Origin of the sequence: Marmoricola sp. RAF53, assembly GCF_052114005.1 — a bacterium.
Lineage (GTDB): Bacteria > Actinomycetota > Actinomycetes > Propionibacteriales > Nocardioidaceae > Marmoricola.
Map to the genome: position 1 here is coordinate 45,751 of NZ_JBFRDX010000023.1, position 17,062 is coordinate 62,812.

Annotated in this window: 17 protein-coding genes and 1 pseudogene; 13 read left to right on the plus strand and 5 right to left on the minus strand. The window is 71.8% G+C overall.

Features of this window, described 5'->3' with window-relative positions:
* Positions 1-2 precede the first annotated feature (2 nt).
* Positions 3-1,490, minus strand: coding sequence for a DUF1800 domain-containing protein (locus AB4Y76_RS17410; RefSeq protein ID WP_441927554.1), 1,488 nt, complete (start codon positions 1,488-1,490; stop codon positions 3-5).
* An 82-nt stretch (positions 1,491-1,572) separates the two neighbouring features.
* Between AB4Y76_RS17410 and AB4Y76_RS17415 the strand changes: the two genes are divergently transcribed.
* The 3 genes from AB4Y76_RS17415 to AB4Y76_RS17425 are packed head-to-tail and all read left to right on the plus strand — an operon-like array spanning position 1,573 to position 4,448.
* Positions 1,573-2,406, plus strand: a complete 834-nt coding sequence (locus tag AB4Y76_RS17415; protein WP_441927556.1) for a LicD family protein — start codon at positions 1,573-1,575, stop codon at positions 2,404-2,406.
* A 27-nt stretch (positions 2,407-2,433) separates the two neighbouring features.
* Positions 2,434-3,321, plus strand: a complete 888-nt coding sequence (locus AB4Y76_RS17420) for an LLM class flavin-dependent oxidoreductase (protein ID WP_441927558.1) — start codon at positions 2,434-2,436, stop codon at positions 3,319-3,321.
* Between the two features lie 59 nt (positions 3,322-3,380).
* Entirely contained in the window at positions 3,381-4,448 is a 1,068-nt protein-coding gene (locus tag AB4Y76_RS17425; protein WP_441927560.1) for an NAD(P)H-dependent amine dehydrogenase family protein, read from the plus strand.
* A 78-nt stretch (positions 4,449-4,526) separates the two neighbouring features.
* On the opposite strand, the gene AB4Y76_RS17430 is transcribed toward AB4Y76_RS17425, so the two are convergent.
* Positions 4,527-4,961 carry a hypothetical protein gene (locus AB4Y76_RS17430; protein WP_441927562.1) on the minus strand — a complete coding sequence of 145 codons (435 nt, stop codon included), beginning with the start codon at positions 4,959-4,961 and terminating at the stop codon, positions 4,527-4,529.
* 196 nt (positions 4,962-5,157) lie between these two features.
* Between AB4Y76_RS17430 and AB4Y76_RS17435 the strand changes: the two genes are divergently transcribed.
* Positions 5,158-6,228 carry an NAD(P)H-dependent amine dehydrogenase family protein gene (locus tag AB4Y76_RS17435; RefSeq protein WP_441927564.1) on the plus strand — a complete coding sequence of 357 codons (1,071 nt, stop codon included), beginning with the start codon at positions 5,158-5,160 and terminating at the stop codon, positions 6,226-6,228.
* Between the two features lie 3 nt (positions 6,229-6,231).
* Here the strand turns inward: AB4Y76_RS17435 and AB4Y76_RS17440 are convergent, their stop codons facing one another.
* The gene (locus AB4Y76_RS17440; protein ID WP_441927566.1) at positions 6,232-7,557 is read right to left on the minus strand and encodes a flavin-containing monooxygenase; all 1,326 of its coding nucleotides are present in this window, start codon (positions 7,555-7,557) and stop codon (positions 6,232-6,234) included.
* Positions 7,554-8,690, minus strand: coding sequence for a serine hydrolase domain-containing protein (locus AB4Y76_RS17445; RefSeq protein ID WP_441927568.1), 1,137 nt, complete (start codon positions 8,688-8,690; stop codon positions 7,554-7,556). The genes AB4Y76_RS17440 and AB4Y76_RS17445 overlap by 4 nt, the downstream gene beginning before the upstream one ends.
* Before the next feature lie 67 nt (positions 8,691-8,757).
* On the opposite strand from AB4Y76_RS17445, the gene AB4Y76_RS17450 reads away from it, so the two are divergent.
* The 9 genes from AB4Y76_RS17450 to AB4Y76_RS17490 all read left to right on the plus strand — a co-directional run bounded on the left by AB4Y76_RS17450 (position 8,758) and on the right by AB4Y76_RS17490 (position 16,721).
* Entirely contained in the window at positions 8,758-9,744 is a 987-nt protein-coding gene (locus tag AB4Y76_RS17450) for an alpha/beta hydrolase (protein ID WP_441927570.1), read from the plus strand.
* A 68-nt stretch (positions 9,745-9,812) separates the two neighbouring features.
* Positions 9,813-11,093 (plus strand): sensor histidine kinase, encoded by a 1,281-nt coding sequence (locus tag AB4Y76_RS17455; protein WP_441927572.1) that lies wholly within the window; start codon positions 9,813-9,815, stop codon positions 11,091-11,093.
* A gap of 41 nt (positions 11,094-11,134) precedes the next feature.
* Positions 11,135-12,097 (plus strand): haloalkane dehalogenase, encoded by a 963-nt coding sequence (locus AB4Y76_RS17460; RefSeq protein WP_441927574.1) that lies wholly within the window; start codon positions 11,135-11,137, stop codon positions 12,095-12,097.
* Positions 12,098-12,202: 105 nt separating this feature from the next.
* The gene (locus AB4Y76_RS17465; RefSeq protein ID WP_441927576.1) at positions 12,203-13,024 is read left to right on the plus strand and encodes a bestrophin-like domain; all 822 of its coding nucleotides are present in this window, start codon (positions 12,203-12,205) and stop codon (positions 13,022-13,024) included.
* On the plus strand, positions 13,008-13,658 hold the full coding sequence (locus AB4Y76_RS17470) for a hypothetical protein (RefSeq protein WP_441927578.1): 651 nt from the start codon (positions 13,008-13,010) through the stop codon (positions 13,656-13,658). The genes AB4Y76_RS17465 and AB4Y76_RS17470 overlap by 17 nt, the downstream gene beginning before the upstream one ends.
* Positions 13,659-13,770: 112 nt before the next feature.
* Positions 13,771-14,172 (plus strand): hypothetical protein, encoded by a 402-nt coding sequence (locus AB4Y76_RS17475; protein ID WP_441927579.1) that lies wholly within the window; start codon positions 13,771-13,773, stop codon positions 14,170-14,172.
* A 28-nt stretch (positions 14,173-14,200) separates the two neighbouring features.
* Complete coding sequence (locus AB4Y76_RS17480; protein ID WP_441927581.1) at positions 14,201-14,938, plus strand: ATP-binding cassette domain-containing protein; 738 nt, start codon at positions 14,201-14,203, stop codon at positions 14,936-14,938.
* Complete coding sequence (locus tag AB4Y76_RS17485) at positions 14,935-16,161, plus strand: DUF7224 domain-containing protein (RefSeq protein WP_441927583.1); 1,227 nt, start codon at positions 14,935-14,937, stop codon at positions 16,159-16,161. The genes AB4Y76_RS17480 and AB4Y76_RS17485 overlap by 4 nt, the downstream gene beginning before the upstream one ends.
* Positions 16,158-16,721 carry a hypothetical protein gene (locus tag AB4Y76_RS17490; protein WP_441927585.1) on the plus strand — a complete coding sequence of 188 codons (564 nt, stop codon included), beginning with the start codon at positions 16,158-16,160 and terminating at the stop codon, positions 16,719-16,721. The genes AB4Y76_RS17485 and AB4Y76_RS17490 overlap by 4 nt, the downstream gene beginning before the upstream one ends.
* 19 nt (positions 16,722-16,740) lie before the next feature.
* On the opposite strand, the pseudogene AB4Y76_RS17495 reads toward AB4Y76_RS17490, so the two are convergent.
* Positions 16,741-16,869: pseudogene (locus AB4Y76_RS17495) on the minus strand (IS481 family transposase); the annotation flags it as partial.
* Positions 16,870-17,062: the final 193 nt, after the last annotated feature.

The window sequence follows — 17,062 nt, forward strand, 5'->3', positions numbered from 1 at the left end:
GCTCACCTCGTGAAGTGCTGGGGGTTGTCGAGGAAGACGGTCAGCAGCCGGGGCATGCCCCACTTCACCAGCGCGTGCTTGCGGGTGATCACGGTCGCGGGGCGCAGGCCGGTCGCCTGGCAGCAGGCCTGGAGCATCTGGGAGGTCGAGCGCCGGCCCTGGATGCTGCGCGCCAGGTGGTCGACCAGCTGGTCGAAGCGGATCGACTTCTGCGGCAGCCAGGCCGCCGGGGTCCGGAAGGTCACGCCCGCGCGCGGGGACCAGCCGCCGGCCATGTTGTAGTGCACCGCGAACGAGCCGAGCATCCGGGACACCGACGACCACGCGTCGGCATTGCTCGGCCGGCCGTCGGGACGTGGCCAGGAGAACGGGGAGAGGCCGATGTTCGCGGACTGCCAGAGCATCGCGTTCGCGGCCGACAGCCGGTTCACCGGGCGGCTGACCTGGCAGCCGAGCGCCCGGTAGGTGGCGATCAGGTCCTCCTCCGGCGTACGCGCCTTCCAGCCGGCCCTGGTGCGGAACTCCGCCGTCGCGACCAGGGCACGCAGCACCGGCGTGATCGCGGTGCCGTTCGCCAGGTAGACCCGGGCCAGGTACTCCACCAGTGCCGTCGAGGGGGTGTCCGAGACGAAGTGCACCGCGAGCTTGCGGGCGATGGTGCGGGCGGTGGACGGGTGGTGGGCCAGGTAGTCGAGGTAGGCCTTGGTCACCGCGCGGCCGTCGGGGTCGGCGTTCGGGTGGCTGAACCCGAGCACCTGGACCGGGCCGGTCCAGTGCGAGGCCGGGTCGTAGGCGTAGCCCCAGGTCTTCCAGAGGTCGACCCGCCAGCCGGTGAGGATGCGGGCCGAGGACTTCACGTCGTCCTCGGTGTAGCCGGCCGCGCGGCCGACGGTGTGCAGCTCGAGGAGCTCGCGGCCGAGGTTCTCGTTGGGCGCCGCCTTCGTCGACTGGGCGTTGCCGAGGAACGTGCCCATCGCCGGGTGCGTCGTGACCGCGTTCAGCAGGGTGTCGAACCTGCCCAGCGCGAGGCCGCGGATCGTCCGGCCGTAGTGCGCCCGGAACGCGCCCTGGGCGTCGCCGTTCGCCGGCACGTGGAAGTGGTGCTCCCAGAACGCGGCCATCGTCTCCAGGACCTGCCGCTCGCTGAAGACCCGGCGCACCATCGACCAGCGCTGGTAGTTCGCGTTCGCGTCCCAGATGCTCTCGGTTCCGGCCTGCTGGCGGGCGTAGAGGGTGGCGGCCGTGGCGGTGTTCGAGGACCACCAGCCCAGCGTGGAGGAGTAGACCGAGTCCGGCAGCCGGCTCGGGTCCAGCTGCGCGGCGAACCACCTGTCCACCCCGCCGGAGCGACGGATCTGCGCGGCCAGGCCCGGGCTCCAGCCGTTCGCGAACCGGTTCATCACGTGCAGCGTCCGGGCATCGGGGACCGGCGTGCGGCGGTAGGGGCGCGGCCGGTAGCCGGTGGTGCGGGCGGCGGGCTCCGCGGCCATGGCGCTCCGTCTCGTCGGGGGCAGGGTCCGTGAGAGGGAGATCGGCACCTGCGGGCCAGACTTGAGACCTATGCTGCTCCGCGTGCCGGACCCTGCGAACACCTCGACGCGCGTACCGCTGACGCTGCCCGAGGTGCGGGCGCTCCAGCTCGACCTGCTGGAGCGGTTCGCGGCGCACTGCGCGGCGCACGACCTGCGCTACTACCTCTGCGCGGGCACCCTGCTCGGCGCGGTCCGGCACCAGGGCTTCATCCCCTGGGACGACGACATCGACGTGATGATGCCGCGCGCCGACTTCGACCGGCTGGTCGCGTCCTGGCCGGAGGCGTCGGTCCCGGGCCCGGTCTCCGGGCTCGCGCTCGCCGCCGCCGGGGACCCCGGCTACCCGTTCCCGTTCGCCAAGGTGCACGACCCGTCGACGCTGCTGATCGAGGAGTACGACCCGGCCCCCGAGTACGGCGTGAACATCGACGTCTTCCCGCTCGACGGCTGGCCCGGGGGCAGCCTGTCGCGGCGGCTCGTCCGTGGCCTCCAGGGCGTGCTCCAGCAGCTGCTCCTGGTCCGGATGCTGGCCCCGAGCACGGACCGGTCGCCGCTGCGGCAGGCGATCACCCGCCTGGTCCGGCTGCTGCTCGCACCGCTGCCGCGGGCCCGGCACGCGGGCTGGATCACCGCGCTGGCCCGGCGCGGCCCGGCCGACCCGGAGCTGACCGGGGTGCAGGTCTGGGGGTACCGGGAGGTGGTTCCGGCGGCGGCGTACGGGGAGCCGGTGGCGCTGCCGTTCGAGACGCTGACGCTGGCCGCGCCGGCGGCGTACGACGTCGTGCTCCGGACCCTGTACGGCGACTACGGCACCCTCCCGCCCGCGGAGAAGCAGGTCAGCCACCACCGGTTCCAGGCGTATCGGCTGAGCTGACCCGCTGGATCTGACATCCTCCGCGGCATGGAGATCGGACTCGCACTGCCGCAGATGGCACCTGACTACGCCCCCACCACGACGGTCTCGTGGGCCCGCGCGATCGACCAGGGGCCGTTCTCGAGCGTCTCGGTCGGGGAGCGGGTGACCTTCCACAACCCGGAGATGGTGGCGACCCTCGGGGCGTGCGCCGCGGTCACCGAGCGGGTCCGGATCTTCGCGAACCTGTGGGTGCTGCCGCAGCACCCGATGCCGATGGTCGCCCAGCAGATCGGCACGCTGGACCAGCTGGCGGGCGGACGCCTCGAGGTCGCGGTCGGGGTCGGGGGCCGCGAGCACGACTACCGCGCGCTGGCCGCTCCGTTCACCGGCCGGCACGCCCGCCTGGACGAGAACGTGGCCGAGCTGAAGCGGCTGCTCGCCGGCGAGCCGCCGTTCGAGGGCGCGGACCCGGTCGGACCGGCGTGCGTGCAGCCGGGCGGTCCGCGGATCCTGGCGGGGGCGATGGGCCCGAAGGCGATGCGCCGGGCCGCGGTCTGGGCCGACGGGATCAGCGGCTTCAGCATCGCCGGGGACGCGGCGGAGATCGCCAAGGCGAACCAGCTGGCGCGGGACTGCTGGGCCGAGGCCGGGCGGACCACCGTGCCGCACCAGGTCAGCGGTTGCTTCTTCGCGCTCGGCACCGACGAGCCGGCGGTGGACCTGCACGCCTTCACGGCGCGCTACCTCGGTTTCCTCGGCGAGGACCTCGCCGAGGCCGTCGCCGCGACCGCGCGGGCGTCGAGCGTCGAGGTCCTGAACGAGGTGCTGGACGCCGCCGAGGAGGCCGGGTGCGACGAGTTCATCCTGGTGCCGGCCTCTGCCGACCCGCGCTGCCTGGAGGCCGTCACCGAGCTCGTCGCCGCGAGGCCGTGACCGCGCGACTCCCGCTGTGCTAGAACGTGTTCTACCTGCCAGCACGAGGAGAGCACGACATGACGCTGAACCGGCCGCTCAAGGTGATCCAGTGGGCCACGGGAGGCGTCGGGCAGGCTGCCCTCGGCCAGATCCTGCTGCACCCCGAGCTCGAGCTCGTCGGCTGCTGGGTGCACTCCGAGGCGAAGGCCGGCAAGGACGTCGGCGACATCCTCGGCCGCGAACCGATCGGCGTCGTCGCGACCAGCAGCATCGACGAGATCCTCGCGCTGGAGGCCGACTGCGTCCTCTACGCGCCGATCATGCCGAACCCCAAGGAGATCGCGGCGATCCTGCGGTCCGGCAAGAACGTGGTCACCCCGCTCGGCTGGTTCTGGCCGACCGAGGAAGAGCGCGCCCGGATGGAGCCGCACTGCCTCGAGGGCGGCGTGACCCTGCACGGCACCGGGATCGACCCCGGCGGCGCCACCGAGCAGCAGCCGCTGTTCTTCGCCGGTCTCTCCTCGGCGATCACCTTCGTGCGCGGTGAGGAGTACTCCGACATCCGCACCTACAACGCGCCCGACGTGGTGCGGCACATCATGGGCTTCGGCGGGACGCCCGAGGAGGCGATGGACGGCCCGATGCTGGCGCTGCTCAGCAACGGGTTCACCCAGTCGGTGCAGATGTGCCTGGACACGCTCGGCTTCGCCGACGCGGAGATCCGCAGCACCCGCGAGGTCGCCGTCGCGACCGCGCCGATCGACTCGCCGATCGGGGTGATCGAGCCCGGCCAGGTCGCCGCGCAGCAGTTCGCGTGGGAGGCGTTCGTCGGCGACACCAAGGTCGTCCGGGTCGCGGTGAACTGGCTGATGGGCGAGGAGAACCTGGACCCGGCCTGGGAGTTCGGGCCGAAGGGCAAGCGCTTCGAGGTCGAGGTCAAGGGCGACCCGGACTGCGAGGTCGTCATCCACGGCTGGCACCCGAGCACGGTCGCCGCCGGCCTGGAGCGGAACCCGGGCATCGTCGTCACCGCTGCCCACTGCGTGAACTCGATCCCGTACGTCTGCGACGCGGAGCCGGGCATCCTCACCTTCGTCGACATGCCGCTGGTGACCGGCCGCGCGCACCCCGACCTGGCCCGCTGACCGGCATGCGAATGTCGCGGACGGGGCTGGTGCGGTCCCATCCAGCCCCGCCCGCGACATTTGCAGGTGCGCCCGACGTCAGGCGGCCGGCGGCGTACCCGGTCCGTCCCCGTCGTGGTCGCCACCCGGGCCGCCGGGACCGCCGGTCTGGGTCCCGGTGACGGCGAAGTCCTTGCCGACCCCGACGATGACGTGCTCCCCGGCCTTGGTCACGATGTGCGCCTCGTAGACGCCGTCGGAGTCCGTCTCGACGCGCTCGACGGTCGCGCCCGGGTACTTCGCCAGCGCGGCGTCCCGGACCTTCGTCGCGGTCGTGCCGGTGAGCAGCTTCTCATCGGAACGCTGCGGCTGGGACGGGTCCGGGGCCGCGGACGAGGAGGTGCTCGTCGTACCGGATCCGCCGTCGGCGGCGCTCGCCGATCCGGTCGCCGCGACCGCCGCCCCGACGCCGGCGCCGGCGAGGAGCAGCGCTCCGGCGGCGGCGATCTGCTTGGTCCTGGTGCTCGTGCTCATGTCGTCTCTCTTCCCTCTGCGTGGATGCCCGGTCCGGGCCTTCCTCGTCGATCGTGGCCGTCGATGCTGGCCGGACGCTGGCGGCAGCCTGTGAATCACGTCGGTCCTGAAGCCGCCTTCAGAAATCCTGACGCTGGCCCCGCCGAAGGTAGAACGTGTTCTTGTTTTCTGGCGTGCGTGGTGGTGTGATGCCCGCATGACAAAGCGCGTGGTGGTCTGGGGTACCGGGGTCGTCGGCTCGATGGTGATCGCCGAGATCGTGAAGAGCCCGGCGTTCGAGCTCGTCGGCGTCGGGGTCTCCAACCCGGAGAAGGTCGGCAAGGACGTCGGCGACGTCGTCGGCATCGAGCCGACCGGCGTGCTCTGCACCGACGACGTCGACGCGCTGGTCGCGCTGGAGCCGGACGCGCTGGTGCACTACGGACCGACCGCCCAGTACGCCGACGACAACATCCGCGTCATGACCGCGTTCCTCCGCGCCGGCATCGACGTCGCCTCGACCGCGATGACGCCGTGGGTGTGGCCGGCGATGAAGCAGAACCCGCCGGAGTGGATCGACCCGATCACCGAGGCGTGCGAGGCCGGCAACGCCTCCTGCTTTACCACCGGCATCGACCCGGGCTTCGCCAACGATCTTTTCCCGCTGACCCTGATGGGCCTCTGTGGGGAGGTGAAGTCGGTGCGCGCCTCCGAGCTGCTCGACTACACCGACTACGAGGGCGACTACGAGGACGAGATGGGCATCGGCCGCTCGCCCGACTTCACGCCGCTGCTGGAGATCCCGGACATCCTGGTCATGGCCTGGGGCGCGACCGTGCCGATGATCGCGCACGCCGCCGGGATCGAGCTCGACGACATCACCACCACCTGGGAGAAGTGGGTGACCCCCGAGGACCGCAAGTCCGCCAAGGGGATCGTCAAGGCCGGCGACGTCGCCGCGATCCGCTTCACCATCAACGGCATCTACCAGGGCCGTGAGGTGATCACGCTGGAGCACGTCAACCGGATCGGCCTCGACGCCGCCCCGGAGTGGCCCACCGGGTCGGGCGACGACGTCTACCGCGTCGACATCGACGGGTCGCCCTCGATCAGCCAGGAGACCGCCTTCCGGTTCACCGACGGGTCCGGCCGCGCGCCCGCCGTGGCCGGCTGCCTGGCCACCGGGATGCGCGCCCTGAACGCGGTCCCGGCGCTCAACGACCTCCCCGCCGGCTGGGTCACCGCCCTCGACCTCCCGCTCGTCCCGGGCGTCGGCACCATCCGCTAGGTCTCAGGAGGCTTTCCCGGCGGCCCGCTCCTCGCCGGCCTCGATCTCCTTCAGCAGGTCCACGACGTAGCGGGCGAAGTCGATCTGGATGGTGTGCCGGGGCGCGTCGTAGTACTGCGCGGTGTGCTCGGCCTGGTCGGCCTCCATGATCCGCACCTGCTCCTCGACGCTCGGCAGCTCGTACTGCCCGGTGAGCAGCCGGGCGAGGAGCTTGGACTGCTGCTCGGCCAGGTTGACGATCGTCGGCGAGGACTGCGCCAGGCCCAGGAAGTAGAGGTGGTCGACGCCGGGCTTGATCATCCGCTTGAACAGCGGGTACTGGTGGTCGGAGTCCGGGTGCAGGTCGGTCTCCTCGTCGTCGAAGAACGGGAACTTCATGTCGTAGCCGGTGGCGCAGATGACCACGTCCGCCTCGACCGAGGTGCCGTCGACGAGGTGCACGGTGTGGCCGTCGAAACCCTTGATCGCCGCCAGGAAGTGGATGTCGCCCGACCCCGCCCTGGTCAGGAAGTCGGCGCTCACCGACGGATGCGCCGACAGCGGCTCGTGGTCCGGCTCCGGCAGGCCGTAGTTGCTCATGCTGCCGACCAGCTCCTTGATCAGCGCCCGGCCCGCAGCCAGCCCCACTTCGCGGGGGATGTCCGGCGGCGCCATCACCTTGTCCGCGGCGACGCCGTTGCGGTACTTCGGGAGCACCCAGACGCCGCGGCGCGCGGAGACGTAGAGCTTCTCGGCCATCCAGCGGCTCGACAGCTCCGAGGCGATGTCCATCGCCGAGTTGCCCATCCCCACCACGATGACGCGCTTGCCGCGCATCTCGACCGGCTCGAACGGGTTGACGTAGGCGTGGCTGTGGATCAGGTCGCCGGCGAAGGTGCCCTCGTACGCCGGGAAGCGCGGGCTCCAGTGGTGGCCGTTCGCGACCACCAGGTCGGTGTAGGACCGGGTCTCGCCGTTGGACAGCGTGACGTCCCAGCCCGCCTCGGTGCGCACGGCCCGCTCCACGCCGGTGCCGAACTCGATCTTGTCGCGCAGGCCGAACTCGTCGACGTAGGCGCGGAAGTAGTCGTGGATCAGGGTGTGGTGCGGGAAGTCGGGGTAGTCCGCCGGAGCCGGGAAGTCCTCGAACTGGAGCCGGGCCGTCGAGGTGTCGATGTGCAGCGACTCGTAGACCGCCGAGCGGCCGTTCGGGTTCTTGAAGTACCAGTTGCCGCCGACGTCGTCGGAGAGCTCGAACTGGTCGTAGGAGATCCCGAACTCCTTGAGGCGCTTGGCGGTGGTGATGCCGGAGCAACCGGCTCCGATGATGCAGACGTACGGCGTGGTCACAGGTTCTCCAGGCAGTCGAAGGCGGTGCGGACGTAGGCGTCGGTGCGGGGTGAGGCGACCATGTGGTCGGCGAGCTTGTTCGGCGTGTAGGCGAGCGTCGTACGGCGGTCCAGGTCGTTGACGACGATGGCGCCGCCGTACCCGGTCCACCAGCAGACCCGGCCCTGCGGCACCGCCGGTGCGGTGGCCATCGGCAGGCCGTAGCCCATGCCGAAGCGGACCGGCACCGAGAGCACCTGGTCGACGCCGTCGGCCTGGACCTCGAGCACGCGGGCCGCGGTCTCGGGGGAGAGCAGCCGGAGGCCGCCGTACTCGCCGCCGTGCGAGACCAGCGCCTGCGCCTGGGCGATGCCGCGGGCGTTGCCGTGGCCGCCGGCGCCGCCGACGGCGCTGCGCCGCCAGGCCGGGGTGTTGCAGACGTCCTCGGGCGCGAGCAGCGGGTTGAGGATCGTGCGGATCAGGAAGTGGTCCGGCCCGAGGGCGGCGTAGTCGAGGTTCGAGGGCGGCGGGTTGGACAGGTCGGCGCAGAGGTCGAGCTCGTCCTCGGGGACGCCGAGGCGGAAGCCGCCGCCGAGCGGGGCCATCACGTCCTCGTGCAGGATCTCGGCGACGGTCCGGCCGGTGGCGCCGCGGACGACGCCGTCGACGAGGTGGCCGTGGCACACGATCTGGTACGCCGGCGCGCTGCCGGGCGGGTACCAGGGCTCCTGCTCGGCCAGCAGCGCCTCGGACTTCTCCAGCTCGCAGATGTCCTCGACGGTGACGGGGGCGGTCCAGCCGGGCACGCCGCTGGTGTGCCCGAGCAGCTGGCGGACCAGCACCGCGTCCTTGCCGTGCGCGGCGAAGGCCGGCCAGTACCGGGCCACCGGGGCGTCGAGGTCGATCAGTCCGTTGTCCACCTGGGTGAGGAGGGCGAGCGCGGCCATCGTCTTGGTGACCGACCAGACCTGGGTGATCGTGTCGCGGGTCCACGGCACGCCCGCCCTCGCCTCGCCGCCCCACAGGTCGACGACGAGCTCGCCGTCGTGGACGACGGCCAGGGCGGCGCCGCGGTCCTCGCCGGTGGTCAGGTTCTCCGCCAGCAGCGAGCGCAGCGGGTCGAAGGCTTCGGTGCAGGTTCCGTCGACAGTCACGGGGCCACTGTAGAACCTGTTCTCGTTCTGGGGACAGGGTCGGCGCCGGTGCGGCACGCTGGCTCGCATGGACCCGGACGTCTTCCCGAACCTGGACCCCGAGCTCCGCGACCTGGTCGCGCTGCTGCCGGACACCACCACGGCCTTCGAGGACGTCGTCGGCGCCCGCGAGCTGATGCGGTCCTTCCTGCCGCCCGGTCCCGTCCCCGGGGCAGAGCGCCTGGAGATCACCGAGGCGCGGACCGACGGACCGGGCGAGGGCGTGCGGGTACGGATCTACCGGCCCCACAACGAGGACCGTGACGAGCACCGTGACGAGGACCGTGACGCCGCCGGGGACCTGCCCGGGATCCTCTACATCCACGGCGGCGGGTTCTGCATCGGCGACGTCGACATCGAGGACGCCGGGGCGGTCGCGGTGGCGAACGCGGTCGGCGCGGTCGTGGTGAGCGTCGACTACCGGCTCGCTCCCGAGCACCCGTATCCCGCCGGCCTCGAGGACTGCCACGCCGCGCTGCGGCTGCTGGCCGAGCTGCCCGGCGTCGACCCGACCCGGCTGGCGGTGCACGGCCAGAGCGCCGGCGGCGGCCTGGCCGCGGCGACCGCGCTCCTCGCCCGGGACCGCGGCGGGCCGGCCCTGTGCTTCCAGTCCCTCGGCATCCCGGAGCTCGACGACCGCCTGGAGACGCCGTCGATGCGGGCGTTCACCGCGACGCCGATGTGGAGCCGGCCGCAGGCCGTGCTCTCCTGGCAGTACTACCTCGGCGGGAACCCGGCGGACGGCTACGCGGCACCCGCGCGGATGGAGGACCTGGGCGGCCTGCCGCCGGCGTACGTGTCGACCTGCGAGCTCGACCCGCTCCGCGACGAGGGCATCCTCTACGCGATGCGGATGATGGCGGCCGGCGTCTCCGTGGAGCTGCACACCTTCCCCGGGACGGTGCACGGGTCCTCGATGGTGCCGTCCGCGGCCGTCGTGCAGCGGATGGACGGCGAGACGATCGACGCGCTCCGCCGCGCGCTGCACCCGGAGGCGCCGTCCCAGGAACGGTGAATCCGGACAAACCGGCAGGTTAGAGTAGGACCGTCTCGGGTTGCAGCTTCCCGAAGTCTGGAGTCCCGATGTTCGCTCTCACCACGGACGGGCACTACGTCCCGTCCGTCTCGCAGGTCGACGCAGGGTCCCTGCAGCGGCTGGTCCGGGCGATCCGGGACCTCGCCGCTGCCCGCGACGTGGCCGACATCGTCGAGATCGTCCGGCACGCCGCCCGCGAGCTCGTCGGAGCCGACGGCGCCACCTTCGTGCTGCGTGACGGCGACCAGTGCTACTACGTCGACGAGGACGCGATCGAGCCGCTGTGGGCCGGGATGCGCTTCCCCCTGGAGAGCTGCATCAGCGGCTGGGCGATGAACCACCACCAGGCCGTCTTCCTGCCCGACATCTACGTCGACGACCGGATCCCGCACGCGGCCTACCGGCCGACCTTCGTGAAGAGCCTCGCGATGACGCCGGTGCGCACCACCGACCCGGTCGCCGCGATCGGCACCTACTGGGCCGACGAGCACGTCACCACGCCCGCCGAGGCCGAGGTGCTGCAGGCGCTCGCGGACAGCACCGCGGTCGCGCTGGAGCGCGCCCAGGTGCTGCACCACCTCGAGGAGGTCGTCGCGGAACGCACCCAGGAGATCGCCGCCTCGAACGCCGACCTCGCCGCGTTCGCCCAGGTCGTCGCGCACGACCTCAAGACCCCGCTGACCACCATCGCCCTGTACGCCGAGATGGTCGCCACCCTCGACGGGCCGGTGCTCTCCGAGGAGGGAGCGGGAGCCCTGGAGACGATGGGCCAGATGATCGTCCGGATGGGCGGCCTCGTCGACGCGGTCCTCTCCTACAGCACCGCCGCCACCGAGGTGACCACCTCCGGCAAGGCCGACTTCAACGTCCTTGCCCGGCAGCTGCTCGAGGACCTCGACGGCCTCGTCCAGGAGCGCCACGCGCTGGTCGAGGTGGACGACCTCCCTGTCGCGCACGGGTCCCCGGCCCTGCTCGCCCGGGTCCTGCAGAACCTGGTCCAGAACGCGATCCAGTACGGCGACCCGGAGAAGCCCGTCGTCCGGGTCTCCGGCCGGACCTCCCGCACGTCGGTCTCGATCACGGTCAGCGACAACGGCCCCGGCGTCGCCCCGGAGGAGCGCTCCCGGATCTTCGACATGCTCGCCCGCGGGTCGGCCGCCGCGGGGAGTGCCGGCTCCGGGATCGGACTCGCGTTCGCCCGCCGGGTCGCGGCCCGGCACGGCGGAACACTCACCGTGGACGACGGCCCCGACGGCGGCGCCCGGTTCACGCTGACGCTGCCGCGCCGGGAGAGCGCCGACGACCTGGCGTCGTACATCGAGCGCTGAAAGCCGGGTCTCCGGGCCGGCCAGCCGCCAGACTGGGCGCCGTGACCGACGTCCTGCGCACTCCCGACGACCGTTTCGCCGACCTCCCGGACTTCGCCTTCGCGCCGCACTACCGCGACGTCGAGGTCGACGGATTCGGCCCGGTGCGGATGCACCACCTCGACGAGGGTCCGGCGGACGCACCGGTCGTGCTGCTGATGCACGGCCAGCCGACCTGGTCCTACCTCTACCGCTCCGTGGTGCCGGTCCTGGTCGGGGCCGGACTGCGGGTGGTGGCGCCGGACCTGATCGGGTTCGGACGCTCCGACAAGCCCGCCCGGCCGACCGACTACACCTTCGAACGGCACATCGGCTGGGTGCGCAGCCTCGTCGTCGGCCTCGACCTGCGCGACGTCACCCTGGTGGCCCAGGACTGGGGCGGCCCGATCGGCCTCAGCGTCCTCGCTGCCGAGACGGACCGGTTCGCCCGCGTCGTCGCGGCGAACACCATCCTGCACACCGCCGACCCGGCGCTGGACGGCCGGCTCACCTGGGCCGTGCACGGGACCGGCGAGTCCCGCGTGGTCGTCGAGGAGGCACTGCTCGACTACCTGCTCTACACCCAGCGGGCGCCGACGCTGCGGGCCAGCGACTTCGTCGGCGCGGCGACCGTGCGGCCGTTGGCGCCCGCGGTGCTGGCGGCGTACGACGCGCCGTTCCCGGACGACCGCTACACCGCCGGGATGCGGCAGATGACCGCACTGCTGCCGCTGACCCGCAACGACGTCGGGGCCCGGATCGGGCGCCGCACGATGCGGGTGCTCGAGCAGTTCGAGCGGCCGTTCGTCACCTGCTACTCCGACGGCGACCCGGCCACGCAGGGATGGGCGGAGGTCTTCGCCGAGCGCGTCCCGGGCGCCCGCGACCAGCGTCACCACGTCCTGGAGGGAGCCGGCCACTTCCTGCAGGAGGACGCGGGAGAGCGGCTCGGCCGCGTGGTCGCGGACGTCGTCGCGAGCACCTGAGGATCGCCCGTTCCGGGTGGTGCCGCTGCGAGACGGCGAGCCCTACGGTGTGCCCACGGAGCGGGTCCGGGGGTGGCCCAGGGGTGGCGCGGAGGTGGGGAAGCGGTGAATCTCGTCTGGGCCGTGGTGCTGCTCGTCCCGGTGGTCGCGATCGCGATCACGGCGATGCTGCTGGTCCGGCGGCGCGCTCCCGAGGGCAGCTACTTCTCCGACGGCGACCGGGCCTCGGGCGTCTTCGGCGTGCTGGCGACCGGGTTCTCGATCCTGCTCGGCTTCATCATCTTCCTGTCCTTCTCCTCCTACGACGCCTCGCGTGCCGGCGGCGAGTCGGAGGCGACGATCGTCGCGCAGCAGGTGCAGACCGCCCAGTTCCTGCCGGCGCCCGCGTCGGCCGAGCTGACCGGCGAGCTCGCCTGCTACGCCCGCTCGGTGGTCGGCACCGAGTGGGACGCGCTCGGCCAAGGCAGCCTCGGGGCGATCAACCCGTGGGGCGCGGAGATGTTCCGGACCATCCGCACGGTCGACCCGAAGACCGCCACCGAGCAGTCGGCGTACGACCGCTGGATGGACCAGACGCAGAACCGCGAGCAGGCCCGGATCGACCGCGTGCACGGGGCCGAGGGCATCATCCCGTCGCCGCTGTGGCTGGCGCTGGGACTGATCAGCGCGATCATCTTCGTCTACATGCTGTTCTTCGCCGACCCGGCCGAGGGCGCCGTCACCCAGGCCGTGCTGATGGGCAGCGTCACCGCGGTGATCACCGTGCTGATGATGCTGCTGGTCTTCTTCGACCACCCGCACGGGGACGGCGTCGGCAGGCTGGAGCCGACCGCGATGGAACGCACGATCCGCCTGATCGACGCGCAGCTCGACGCTGCCGGCGTCACCGTCTCCCCGCCCTGCGACGCCGATGGCCGGGCCCGCTGAGTCGGCGGCCCAGGGCGGCCGCGACTGGCTGGAGGTGATCGTCACCGTGCTGCTGGTCGTCGCGGCGCTGGGCACCTCGTGGAGCAGTTACCAGGCCACCCGGTGGAACGGCGAGCAGGCGAAGGCGACCGCCCGGACCAACGCGATCCGGATCGAGGCCGCGCGTGCCCAGGGGCTGGCCCAGGCACAGACCCAGGTCGACGTCGCGACCTGGATCGCCTGGTCGGGGGCCGACCGCGCTGGCGACCAGGAGCTCGCCGACTTCTACGAACAGCGGTTCCGGCCCGGCTTCAAGCCGGCCTTCGCGGCCTGGGAGGCGACGAAACCGCTCACCAACCCGGACGCGCCGCCGACGCCGTTCGCGATGCCGGAGTACCGGGCGACGCAGACCGCGGACGCCGAACGGCTCGACCAGGAGGCGGCCGCCTCGGCGGAACGGGTCGGCCGGAACATCCAACGCGCCAGCAACTACGTCCTGACCGTCGTGCTGTACGCCGTCGTGCTGTTCTTCGCCGGCGTGAGCACCCGCATCCACGACCGCCGGCTCCGCCGGATCCTGGTCGGCGTCGGCACGGCCGTCCTGATCGGCAACCTCATCTGGATCAGCACCTTCCCGGTCAGCGTCACGGTCTGATCGCGGCGTGGCAGGTCGGGAAAGGGAGCGACGCGTAATCCAGGTGGTCGTTCCCACGTCTTCCCAGTAGCGCGTGCAGCAGCAGGCTGCACCGTGACCGAGGGAGACCTGGATGCACTTTCGAAGCAAGCTCCTCGCTGCCGGCGCGATCGCGCTGACGACGTTCGGGGTCGCGGCGCCCGCGCTCGCGGCGACGCGCAGCGGGACGATGACGAACTGGACCGACGGCGACGCCAGCAGCTCGTGGCACGACTCGAACACGACCTCGGTGTCGACGAAGGTCGTGTTCTACGCCCGGTGCAAGCACGATTTCGACGCCCGGATCCGCAAGGAGAGCTTCGGCCCCGACAAGACCGTGGCCTCCGAGCGGATCAACTGCACGTCGTACGACGACGCGGTGGTCGGCGGCGACTATGCAGCAGACGACTACCACTTCGACGTCCACGAGTCCGATGTCGCTGCCGGGATGGTCATCTACCCGTACCTGAGCGGCAGCTACCAGATCACGTGGTGACAGGGGACGGTGCGCGAGAGGCGCGCTGGTGCTGACGGCGGCGGGCATCGGCTTCAGCTACCACCGCTGGAAGCCGGTGCCCGTGTTCCGGGATCTTGACTGGATGGTCACGCCGGGGGCGACGACGCTTCTCCTCGGACGCAACGGGGCCGGCAAGTCGACGCTGCTGAAGCTCCTCGCCGGGCAGGTGACTCCGTCCGTGGGAACCGTCGCGTTCGGCGGCGACAGCGCCCGCGAGGCGCTGTACCGCAACGTGGGCTGGATGCCGCAGACGGCGAGCGCGGCCCGAGGATTCACGGCCCGCGAGCAGCTCGAGTTCGCGGCCTGGATCGCCGGGTGCGGCCGCCGGGAGGCCAGACGGCGGGCGGCCGAGGCACTCGAGATGGTCGACCTGACTCCGAAGGCAGAGGTGCGGAGCAGCGCGCTCTCCGGCGGCCAGCTGCGGCGCCTCTGTCTCGGGCAGGCCTGGGTGCGCGGCGGCGAGGTGCTCCTGCTCGACGAGCCAACGGCCGGGCTCGACCCGGCCCAGACCCGGGGCTTCCGCGCCGCCCTGGCAGCGTTCGACTTCCCCGGAGGCGTGGTGATCTCGACCCACCAGGTCGCCGAGCTCGACGGACAGGTCGACCGGGTCACGGTCCTCGACGGCGGCGAGATCGTGGCCGACGGCACCCGGGACGACTTCGTCCGGCACGGTCGCCGCCTGGGCGTGACTTCGTCCGACCTCGCCGAGGTCTTCGCGGCGACCGTCGGAGGGGAGGACCAGTGAGTCCCTGGACGGTGCTCCGGGTTTCCGGTGCGCTCTGGGTCGTTCCGGCTACGTTCGCCCTCGCGGTCTGGGTCGGCATGAGCCAGGGTGCAGGAAACCTCACCGGCTATCCGGTCAGCGATCTGGCGACCGTGAGCAGCCAGCTCATCCTCACCGGCCCGTTCGTGGCCGCCTACGCCGCGCTACGCCTCCCGCCGTTCCTCGCGCAGCTCCGGGTGTCTCGGCCGGTCCGGCGTCGCGGCGTCGTGCTCGCGTTGCCCTGGTCGGCGGTGCTGCTCGGCGTCCCGGCGGCGGGTGTGGCTGCCATGGTGAGCGCGGCCCGGACCGTGCCGCTCGATCTGGTCGCCTGGGAGGTGGTCGGGCTCACGTTCGTCACCGGTATCGGGTGCGCCTGCTTCGGCGCGCTCCTCGGCTCGATCCTGCCGAGGGTCCTGGCTGTTCCGCTCGCCGGAGCCGGCATCTTCGTCTGGATCGCCTTCCCCGGTTCTTGGTGGGTCGCGCTGCCGCGCAACCTCAATGCCGATCTGGCAGTGTGCTGCGCGGATCAGCAGAGGCCGGCGACGGCCTTGCTGCTCGGCTCGACGGTCCTGGCGCTCGTCGTGCTCGCCGGGTTCGTGGTTCTGGTCGGGACCGCTCGTTGCGACGGCTGGCCGTGGATCGTGCGAGCCTCGGGAGTGCTGATCGTCCTGGCCACTGCCGGCGGGCTCGGCGCCGCGGCGGCAATCGCCGCTCCGGGGTCGTTGAACATGCTCGCGGTCGAGGCGCGCACCACGCCGGCGGAGTGCGTGAGCCAGCACGGTCTGCGGGTGTGCGTGTGGCCCGAGAACCGGGGCCAGCAGGGCAGGTCCTTGAGGGTTCTCGGTGACGTCGACCGACGGCTCCGGGCTGTGGGTCTCCCCGGCGTGACGTCGATCTCCGAGGACCAACGGGATTCCGCCGCCGTCCATGCCACCGCCACGGGGCAGGCGAGCGAGTCCGAGATCCGGTATTCGATCGCAGTCGGGTACGTGCAACGCGCGTCGACCTGCGGCGGGCGCGACAAGGTCCGGGACCTCCCGGTGCCGACGACCCTGGTCGCGCTGGCCAGCGGGGTCACCCCGGCCGAGCTCACGGAGATCGGGGCGTTGCCCCAGACGCTGTCCGGCGCGATGCAGGTGCTCGATGCCGGCCCCGATGCGACCAGGCAGTGGTTCGGCACCCAGACGTGTGGTTCGACGAGGTGAGGTTCTGGCTGCGGGCCCGCAAGTTTCCGGTGGTCCTGGCGACCCTGGTCGTGCTCGGTCTGGTCGTCCGGCTCGGGCGAGGCCATGTCATCACCGTCCCGACGGTCCTGGGCGGGGGCGGCGCTGCGATGCTCTGGTCGACCTTCGTCCCGCTGTTCTGGGGTTCGGCGCTCTGCGCGGCGTACGGATCGGTCGCGGAGCCGGTGGAGCAGCGGCCGTTGCGTCACGTGGTCCGGCTCGACTGCGGGCTCTTCCTCCTGGGCACAGCCGCCTTCGCCGCGGTGTTCGTCTGTGCGGACGGACGTTCGGCCTGGATCGCCGTACTCGCGCACGCGCTGATCCTCGGCGGCCTCGGGACAGCGGTCACCATCCTGTGGGGCGCGGGCATCGGGGCGATGGCCGTGACCTCCACCGTCCTGATCACCTGCACGTACAGCCCGCGGCTCGCCGGCGCCCGGCACGCACGGTTCCTCCAGCCCGACGGCGATGTCGGCTTCGCGCTGCTCCTCGGCCTGGCGCTCAGCGTGTTTGCCCTCAGCGCGGTGTGGCGTCGTCGGTAGGCGCCGAACTGTCGGTGCGGAACTCGGCTCGCAGAGCACGGTGGAACCGCTCGATCTTGCCCGTCGTGGGCGGAGACCTGGGCTGGGTGGTCAGGTGCCCGATCCCGTTCTCCCGACAGATCCGGTCGAAGAGCACCTCGACCGAAGGCCGAATGTCACCTCTCAGGCGGAGTAACACATGGGTTCGGTGGGCCTGAAGTACTTCGGTTGAGGGGTGACAGATCTACTTCGGTTGATCCGTGACACTCGTTTGCACTCTAGGACGTCGCTGGGGCGCCTGGGATCGCTTGACCCTCACCTCCCCAGGGTTGGTTCGCTTCTCGGTGCGCAGCAGCTTGTCG